General features: G+C 68.6%; 7 protein-coding genes. 4 read left to right on the plus strand and 3 right to left on the minus strand.

The annotated features are described in order from the left end of the window. The coding region (locus tag ACIQ7Q_RS34780) for a hypothetical protein (RefSeq protein WP_403871429.1) at nt 1-462 on the plus strand (462 nt) is incomplete at its 5' end. 30 nt (nt 463-492) lie between these two features. Further along, nucleotides 493-924 carry an SMI1/KNR4 family protein gene (locus ACIQ7Q_RS34785; protein WP_403871432.1) on the plus strand — a complete coding sequence of 144 codons (432 nt, stop codon included), beginning with the start codon at nt 493-495 and terminating at the stop codon, nt 922-924. Nucleotides 925-1,458: 534 nt separating this feature from the next. Here the strand turns inward: ACIQ7Q_RS34785 and ACIQ7Q_RS34790 are convergent. Next, nucleotides 1,459-2,208 (minus strand): transposase family protein, encoded by a 750-nt coding sequence (locus ACIQ7Q_RS34790; protein ID WP_403871433.1) that lies wholly within the window; start codon nt 2,206-2,208, stop codon nt 1,459-1,461. 1,173 nt (nt 2,209-3,381) lie between these two features. On the opposite strand from ACIQ7Q_RS34790, the gene ACIQ7Q_RS34795 reads away from it, so the two are divergent. After that, a complete protein-coding gene (locus ACIQ7Q_RS34795) occupies nt 3,382-3,741 on the plus strand; it encodes a peptidoglycan-binding protein (protein ID WP_403871436.1) in 360 nt (119 codons plus the stop codon). A 104-nt stretch (nt 3,742-3,845) separates the two neighbouring features. Beyond that, on the plus strand, nt 3,846-4,502 hold the full coding sequence (locus ACIQ7Q_RS34800; RefSeq protein WP_403871439.1) for a TetR/AcrR family transcriptional regulator: 657 nt from the start codon (nt 3,846-3,848) through the stop codon (nt 4,500-4,502). On the opposite strand, the gene ACIQ7Q_RS34805 is transcribed toward ACIQ7Q_RS34800, so the two are convergent. Next, nucleotides 4,486-5,853 carry a phenylacetate--CoA ligase family protein gene (locus tag ACIQ7Q_RS34805; protein ID WP_403871442.1) on the minus strand — a complete coding sequence of 456 codons (1,368 nt, stop codon included), beginning with the start codon at nt 5,851-5,853 and terminating at the stop codon, nt 4,486-4,488. The two genes, ACIQ7Q_RS34800 and ACIQ7Q_RS34805, sit on opposite strands and share 17 nt — an antisense overlap. Beyond that, a complete protein-coding gene (locus ACIQ7Q_RS34810; RefSeq protein ID WP_403871445.1) occupies nt 5,850-6,701 on the minus strand; it encodes a carboxylesterase family protein in 852 nt (283 codons plus the stop codon). Before ACIQ7Q_RS34810 ends, ACIQ7Q_RS34805 begins: the two co-directional genes overlap by 4 nt. Between the last annotated feature and the right edge of the window lie 93 nt (nt 6,702-6,794).

Raw genomic sequence — 6,794 nt, forward strand, 5'->3', positions numbered from 1 at the left:
GGAAGCTCCGCTGCAGCACCAACCGCATCACCGCGATCGTCCAAGCCGTCCTCGTCCTACATCACGCGGCAGCCTGAGGTTGGAAAAGGCTCAGTCCTGGGTAAAGAGCTTCCCGTACGCGGCGAGGCCAGCGTAGGAACTGCGGAGAAGTTCTCATACAAGAAGACCTTCTTCGCTGAACACCCCGAGCTGAAGGGCAAAGTTGTCGTGCATCATGCGATCGAACAGCAGGTTCTCAACAGGTATCCGGGCTTGTTCAAGCCTGAGGAAATCCACTCATTGGAGAATCTACGCGGGATCCCGAAGGGAGATATCAATAGCAGGGTGCACCTGAGCGAGATACGGGTCGAGTGGAACAGATTCTACGAATCCCACCCCAACCCCACTCGCCAAGAGGTGCTCGATCATGCGACAAAGGTTGACGATAGGCTGGGAAACTGGTTCAGCCCCAGAATCCGATAAGCCGATGTGTGCGATTTCCTTGGAGGAAGAGTGTGGCGTGAGCTCGTAGAGCAGTACGACGGAGCCGAACTGCAGGATCCGACCACCCCCGAAGAACTACGCGAACTGGAAGAAGCCCTCGGCCAGCCACTGCCCGGACCTCTGCGTGACCTGCTTCTCGAGTCGAACGGCGTCATGGACGCGGATGGAACCGACGTCGTCTGGACCACCGCTCAGATCCGCGATAACAACCATCAATTCCGAACGAACGAACCATTCCGAGATCTATACATGCCATTCGATCCTCTGATGTTCTTCGGCGACAACGGCGGCGGTGACCAATTCGCCTTCCCCCGCTCACCTGAGCGGGACGATGTGTTCGTATGGGACCACGAGAACGACAGCCGCAACTGGGTGGCGTCCGGACTGGAGACGTACCTGCGCAACGCTCTCGAGAACGCCGGTGAAGACTGGTACCGCTGAGAGGATCTCCTGCTGCGCGCCCTGGCCCGTCTGGCTGACGACCAGGGCAGCTGGACGAGGGCCCGAGGCGGCACTGCTCTCGCACAGCATGATTGAGAGCGGTCACGACCGCCTACACAAGTGGCATAGGACCAGCAGGGTCGAGATTCGAAGCCGCCTACGAAGGCCGAGTCCTGAGGGGCCGGACGTGCGACCCGTCTAGGGAACCCGCCGATCAGCTCGAAGAACCTGCCGACTTCTCGTCCGCACAACCGGCGCCTCCGAGAACGCGGCGCGGGCTCGGAGGCGCTGTGGGGCGCCTTCCGAGCACTCCACGGTCACGCAGCTGGTCAAGATCGGGAAGGCGGACGCCGGGCAGTGCGTCGAGAAGGTCGGCCTGGGCGGCGCGGATGCTCTGCGCCGGCGCCTCGGGCCGGTGCCAAGAGAACGACGGATGATCACACTGATCATCATATGACTGACCTGCATGGACTGCCCTGTGACTCCAACGTCACTACTCAGCTGGCTAGTTGAGGCCCCGTTCACTGAGCCTTTTCAGCGTTGACGCTCCAGGGTGAGGATGGCTGCGGCGATGACGGTCATGCGGTTGGGGCTGCAGCGGGCTCGGCGGAAGATTCGCCAGGACTTCAGCCTTGCGATGCTTCGTTCGACCGGTGCTCGCGCCGCTGACAGGGTCCGGTTGATCGTCTGCTGGGTCGTGGTGAGGTCCCGGCCGGGAAGCCGTCTGATCGGTGTGGTCACCCAGGGGCCGGCGCCGATGTAGGCGCGGTCGGCGAGGACGGGGACGCCCTGGCGTTCGCAGATCCGGATGATGCGGTGGGTGCGGGCCGCGGTCAGGTCATGGCTGCGGCCGGGCAGCGCGGGCGAGATCCACAGCAGCTTGCCCGAGGGATCGGCGACGACCTGTACGTTCACGCCGTGACGGCGGTGCTTCTGCGAGAAATCGGCCCGGCTGTCGCCGACGCGGTCGCACTCGGCGAGCGTCCCGTCGAGCAGGACGTGGTCAGGATCGGTCTCGCGCAGGACACGCAGGAGACCGGGCGCCCTTCGGGACAGGTGCTCGACGACGGCCTTGACGTAGGCGTGGGCGGTGCCGACGGATATGCCGAAGCCGGCAGCGATCTGCGTGAGCGTGTCGTGGCGGCGAAGATAGACCAGGCCGACGAGGGCACGCTGGTGGGGCGGGAGCTTGCAACGGCGGTCACCCTCACGGGTGACGATAAGTATGGATACCCATTCGACCAGGGCGTGTGGCAGGTCGAGTGCGGCAGGATAGGGAACCAACGAGGCTCCTGCGCTGATGAGTTGAGACGTCGAACACCTCTCTCAACGGCACAGGAGCCTCGTGCGTTGTGGGACGCCAGCCCGTCACCCGATCAGTGGCCGCTCTGAAAAGGCTCAGTGGTGCCGCGCGCCCGGTACGCGGGCGGTGATGCGCAACAGGTAGAGGTCCAGCAGCGTCAGGACAATGCAATGAGACATGGGCTACAGCGCGGAACCGGGGATGAGACAAGGCCGCACGGGATGCGTATCGCCTCACAACGTGACAGTGAAGGCCGACCCCCGTGCGGCCGACCCCCGTGCGGCCGACTGCCGCAAGGGTGCCGGCCTCGCGATCACAACTGAGGATTTGGTACCCAACCGCTCACGAAGGACGCGCTGGTCGGCTTCGACAGGTCATCCAGTCGTCGGTTGAGGAGGACAGCCGGTGGGACTCAATGACACCGAGCCGCAGCGAGCGCCTGATTCGACTCCGAATATCGGGCAGGAGATACGAGACTCCTTTCAAGCCGTGCTGGACGCCTTGGACGCCGCACGCGCCGACCTCTATGCGTCCGACGAGCATGAGGGGAGGGCCGGGGACGCGCCCCCGCCCTGGTCGCAGCGCAGCCGTCCGGACGGGAGATCCGGCTTCACTTCCCCGCCCTCGTCCCCGTCCGTGAGCCCGGCGCCGCCGCCCCTGCCCCGACGGACACAGCCGGTCGGGCGGGGTGAGGGACTCGAAGGCGTGGATCCGGGTCGTCGCACGCGTGTTGTGGCGCCCGCTGCCGTGGAGCCGCGGCGGACCGGTGGCGTATACGGAGCCAATACCCCGCAGCATGTCGCGGTGGAGCCGCTGTGGTTGCGTGGCGCGCGTCTGGAACCTGTTCCTCCCCCGTCGCTGGGAAAGCCGCGGATGGCGAGTGGCGCAGGTCCGGCGCATGCCGCGCCGCCGTTGGTCTTCCTGCCCCGGGCCGCACCGCAGGAGGGCGCGTACCGCAGTACCGGCCCGCCCCCGGAGACCACCCTGCCGGTGACCCCCCAGCGCCCGGTCGCGCCCTCGGACCAACTCCTCGACCCGCCCCCGACTCGCCGACACCACTGGCCCGCGCGCGTGCGAGAAACAGAAGTCGCGGATGGCGGCGTTTCACCGCTCGGCGAGCCACTCGTGTCGCCGGAGCCTTCGGGGCGGGCGCCGTGAGCGGACTGGTCCTCGCCTCTTGGCTGCTGGTCAACGACAACGCCCCACCGGCGGCTCCCTCTCCGCCCTCCGGGCAACCGGACCGGCCACTGCCCGACACCCCCGCTCCCTCGCTCCCCGAGATCCCGGGCACGGGCGTGCTGCGCCAGGGCGACAGCGGCCATGGAGTGTACGAGTTGCAGGTACGTCTGCTCCAGGTACCGAAAATCTACGACGGCGGCGCGATCGATGGCCGCTACGGCATGGAGGTCCGGGCGGCCGTGGCCAGATTCCAGGAGTGGTACGGCATCCGCGGCGACGAAACCGGCGTCTACGGCGAGCGCACTCGCCACGCCCTCATGCTGCGAACCAAATAGTCAGCAGTCACGGGACGAAGACGTCCCCGGGACAACCGGCCCCGCCGCCCCGGCGTTCCCTTTCCCAGGGCGCCCGGGGCCGGTGCTCCTCTAGAGTCGGCAGTATGACGCAGGCACCGGCCCAGCACCGCGGCACGCGGTCCCGCGACGCGATTCTCGACACCGCCGGCGACCTGATGTCGCAGCACGGCTACACCGCGACGTCCATCTCGATGATCTCCGCCGCGTGCGGCCTGCCGGTCAGTTCCCTCTACTGGCACTTCGGCAGCAAGGACGGGATCTACGTCGCGGTGCTGCAGCGCGCCAGGACCGCTCTGCTGGCGGCCCTGCCCCCGGTCGAGGTGCCGGGTGCCGACATCGCGCAGCGTCTGGACACCTTCCTCGACGAGGTCAAGGACGCGTTCCAGCGCCATCCGCACGGTCTGAAGCTGCTGCTCGGGCTGGGCATGGTGCAGCAGGATGCCAGTGCGGCGGCCGTGGCCGAGGTGCACCACTACCGCGACGCGCTGTTGGCCTGGGCCAAGGACTCGGTGAGCGCCGTCTTCGGCCTGCGTGACCGTCCGGAGGTGTCGGACGAACTGGCGCGCTTCACGCTCAGGGTGGCGAGCGGAACCGCCGTTGCACGCTGGTTCGAACCGGCCGCCGCCCTGGAGACCGGGCCGCTGCGCGTTGCGTTGCTGGCGCTGGCGGCGCACCACGGCGTTCCCCCGCACGGCGTGCGGCCTGAGGATCCTTCACGCGGTGTCACGGGCACGGAATGACCACTCGGTACTTGCCGCCCGGGGACTGCTCAGGCGGTTCATGGGCCCGCTCGATCCGCACCTGGTCCGTCTGGTGGTCGGTGAGCAGGGCGGCCAGCCCCGTCCGCACCGCCGTCCACAATCGGTCCTGATCGGCTCCGGCAGCCGGCCGGATACGCACCCGCAGGGTGGTGGAAGTCGTCTGCACGATCTGGAACAGGTCGATGTCCGGAAGGCTCTCCAGGAGGGTCTCGAAAGCCACGGGCACGATACGGACGCTCCCGCCGTCCCGGCGCGGGAAGGACAGCAGGTCGGCGGCGCGACCACGGACCTTGACCGCGGGCAGCGGATCTCCGCACGGACAGGGGTCCGGACGCCACAGGACACTGTCGCCCAGGTCGTAGCGCAGGATCGGCTGCGCCCATCGGCCCAGGCAGGTCAGCAGCACGGTGAACGATTCCTGGCCGGGCGGGACGGGACGGTGGTCGGAGTCGACGGGCTCCAGGATCAGCCAGTCGCTGTGGGTGTGCAGCCACCCGAGCGGGCAGCTGTAGCCCAGGGCGAGGCTCTCGTTGCAGGCGTAGGTGTTGACGACATGCGCCCCGAAGGCGGAGCGGACGCGACGGTGCTCACGGTCCCCGAGGCCCTCGGCCACCAGGGACACCACGGCCGGGGCGATGCGCAGGCGGCCGGCCAGTTGCTCGCCGGCGAGCAGCGCGATGACGCTGGCGTAGCCGGCCAGGAGCACCGGGCGGTACCGGTTGAGCTGGTCCACCAGTTCGGGCAGTGGGCTGTGCACGGACAGGACGCGGCTGTGCCGGGCGTGCAGGCGGCCGGCCGTACGCGAGCGGGCGATGACGGCGTGAGCGGCCAGATGGCCGCTGGTGGCGACGACGTGCGCCGACCGCATCCGGTGAAGGAGCATCCGCGCGGTCCGGGACGGGGTGAGGGTGCGGCGGGCGGCCCGCAGCGACAGTGCCCTGATCACCGCCGCCGCGCGGTCGTCGAGCAGAAAGACACCGCGGTGACCGGTGGTTCCGGAGGTGGTGGAGACCAGGTACTTGCCAAGGAAGGGCTCGCCGACCCGGGCGGGGTCGGCGATGAAGTCCCGTACGCGGTCGAGGGTCACCTCCGGGTCGGTGACCCAGTCGTCGAAGCGGGCCATCAAGGTCTCCTTGCGCGTCACCGGCAGCAGGGTCGGGTCCTCCACGCGTTCAGGCAGCGTCCGGTACAGCTCGCGGTAGTACGGGGAGCGGCTGCGGGCGAAGTGGACCATCGCGGCCAGGCGTTCCTGCTGCCGGCGTGCCAGGGCGGCCGGGCCCTGCCGCACAGCGAGGCGCCCGTCCCGGACCAGGGCGAACGTCGATGTCATCGCACGGTTCCTCGGAGGGCGGGGGACTGCTGCCAGAAAGCGCAGTGATGGTCCGTCACGAAATCCGTGGTGGGGGCGACGCTGTCCGGCGCCAGCACCTGGATGCGGTCCCTGTCGGGGGTGTAACGCGGCCAGGCGGGGGTGCCGGGCCCGTTGGGGTCGCCGGTGGCCGCGAACCGGGCCCAGTAGGCGGCCATCGTGGCGGACAGCCGCCGCTGGGCAGCCGTCAGGGGCGGCACGGAGTCCATGGGGAAGAGGTAGGCCAGTTCGGAGGCGTGGAACGCACCCTGCGGGGTGTGCGGTGCCGGGATGAACGGCGGCGCCTGGGGGTCGTGGAACTCGTAGGCGTAGACGGGCACCCGGCCGCTGTACAGGCGGCTGTCGGCCCGTGCCGGGCAGGCGAACCGCTGGTCGGTGGCCACGGCGGAATAGGCGAGGTTGGCGGACGGATAGGCTGAGGCGGGGTACGTGCCGAGGACCGCGGCGGCCCGGTCGCCGTGCTGGAGCCCGATCAGTGCGGCGTACGAGTCGGGTGTCAGCGGACCGCCGCCGAGCAGATCCACGTACAGGGCGGTGAAGTAGCGGTATTCGTCGTGGGTGCTGCCGCTCAGCGTCGGGACCGCGTTCACCCGTTTCTCGGCCCACGCCGTGCGAGGAGGGCGCGGGAGGACCTGCGGTCCGGTGTTCGGTTCCCACAAGGACACGGCACCCTGCCCGGTGCCGCGGATGAGCTCGGTGGTGGGTACGGCGCGCAGACAGGCTGCCGCGGTGGACGGGTCGGCGCAGCCGACCGAGGCCGCAAATCCGCTCCCCTTCTGCTCGGCCGCGCTGAGCGTGAGCGGTGTCAGTGGACGTTAAGTCCGTTTCTGGTAGCGGCCTCGTCCGGGTTGGGTGAGGAAGCCTTGTCGGACGAGACGTCCGAGGCGGCTGCGGGTGATGTT

This window comes from Streptomyces sp. NPDC096176, assembly GCF_044763255.1.
Lineage (GTDB): Bacteria > Actinomycetota > Actinomycetes > Streptomycetales > Streptomycetaceae > Streptomyces.